Source organism: Kocuria rhizophila (assembly GCF_003667225.1).
GTDB classification, from domain to species: Bacteria; Actinomycetota; Actinomycetes; order Actinomycetales; family Micrococcaceae; genus Kocuria; species Kocuria rhizophila.
Map to the genome: position 1 here is coordinate 1 of NZ_RCOM01000154.1, position 1,655 is coordinate 1,655.

Annotated in this window: 2 protein-coding genes; both read left to right on the top strand. The window is 72.0% G+C overall.

Going from position 1 to position 1,655, the window contains the following annotated elements:
• The coding region (locus D9R02_RS11755) for a DUF4245 domain-containing protein (RefSeq protein WP_121566958.1) at positions 1 to 755 on the top strand (755 nt) is incomplete at its 5' end.
• A gap of 195 nt (positions 756 to 950) precedes the next feature.
• Positions 951 to 1,601: a carbonic anhydrase gene (locus D9R02_RS11760; protein ID WP_180956178.1), complete on the top strand. Its 651-nt coding sequence runs from the start codon at positions 951 to 953 to the stop codon at positions 1,599 to 1,601.
• The last annotated feature ends 54 nt before the right edge of the window (positions 1,602 to 1,655 follow it).

Below are 1,655 nucleotides of genomic sequence, written 5' to 3' on the forward strand. Positions count from 1 at the left end.
GTGGCGGCGCGGTCGACGGTCCCGGGGTCCCGCCCGCCTCCGGTGCAACCAGCACCCCCGGTGCGTCCTCCCCTCCCAGCATCGAGGGTGATTCCGGGAGCGCTGGTCCCGTCCCCGGTGCGGAGAGCGCCGCCCCGGAGAGTGGACCGGGCGGCGTGGGCAGCGGCACGGAGAACGCCGGGGACGCCGAGCAGCCCGTCCCCCAGCTGACCACCAAGCAGGCGGCGCGGATCAACGCCCCCATCCGGGGCATGGTCATCTCCATGGTGGTGCTCATGCTCCTGCTGCTGCCGTTCCTGTGGCTTCAGCCCAAGCCGGACGGACAGCCCTACCGCGCGAACGTGGACGTGGGCCAGGAGGCCGCGTTCGTGGCGGACCAGGCGCCCTTCACCCCGGCGGCCCCGCAGCTGCCCGAGGGGTGGAGCGCCAACTACGCGCGCTGGACCGAGAACTCCGAGGACGGCGTGCCGCTGTGGAACGTGGGATACCTCTCCCCCGAGTACCACCTGGTGGACCTCGTGCAGACGGCCGAGCCCAACCCCACGTGGCTCGCGCAGCGCACCGAGCAGGCTCCGCAGACCGGCGAGAAGACCGTCGGCGGGGTCACGTGGACCCTGCACCACCGCGAAGCCACGGACAAGCAGGAGGAGTACACGGCGTGGGTCGCCGACCTCAAGGACTCCACCGTGGTGCTCAGCGGCAAGGCACCGGACGCGGAGTTCGAGCAGGTCGCGCAGTCGCTGTCCGGCTCCTGATCCCCCGCCGTGTCCAGGGGTGGCCCCTGCGGTGCGGGAGCTCAGGGACCTCGGGACCGCCAAGATCGCCTTGACCGACCGGACTCAGGCCGCTGTCCGCGGCCCCGCAGAACCACGGCGTGAGCCGGTCTACCCTGGAACCGATGCGGGCCCGATCGGCGCCCGCGTACCCTTCGAGCACCCTGGAGCCGTTGCGTGAGCACTCAAACCACCGCCGTGGACCACACCCCCCGCACCCCGCTCGAGGCGTGGCGCGCCCTGCAGGACGGCAACGCCCGCTTCATCGCCGGGGAGACCGAGCACCCTCACCAGGACGCGCAGCGCCGCAAGGACCTCGCGCAGTCCCAGAAGCCGTTCGCCGTGATCTTCGGGTGCTCCGACTCCCGGCTGGCCGCGGAGATCATCTTCGACCTCGGCCTCGGTGACACCTTCGTGATCCGCACCGCCGGTCAGGTGATCGACAACGCCGTGCTCGGCTCCCTGGAGTACGCGATCGAGGTGCTCGGCACGCCGCTGATCATGGTCCTCGGCCACGACTCGTGCGGCGCGGTGACGGCCACCAAGGACTCCGTGGAGTCCGGACAGCTGCCCCGCGGCTTCCAGCGCGACCTCGTGGAGCGCATCACCCCGTCCGTCCTGGAGGCCAAGCGCGCCGGGGACGCGGACCTGCAGGACATGGTCGTGGAGCACACCCGGCAGACCGCCGCACGGCTCATGGACCACTCCGCCGCGATCTCCACTGCAGTCACCCGCGGGGACGCCGCTGTGATCGGCGTGTTCTACCACCTCGCGGACGGCAAGGCCGAGCTGGTCTACAGCGAGGACCCCGCCTTCGGCGAGGCCTGAGCCTCCCGGGGCCTACCTCACGCCCCGCGCCGCCCGCATCGCACAGCCGCAGCC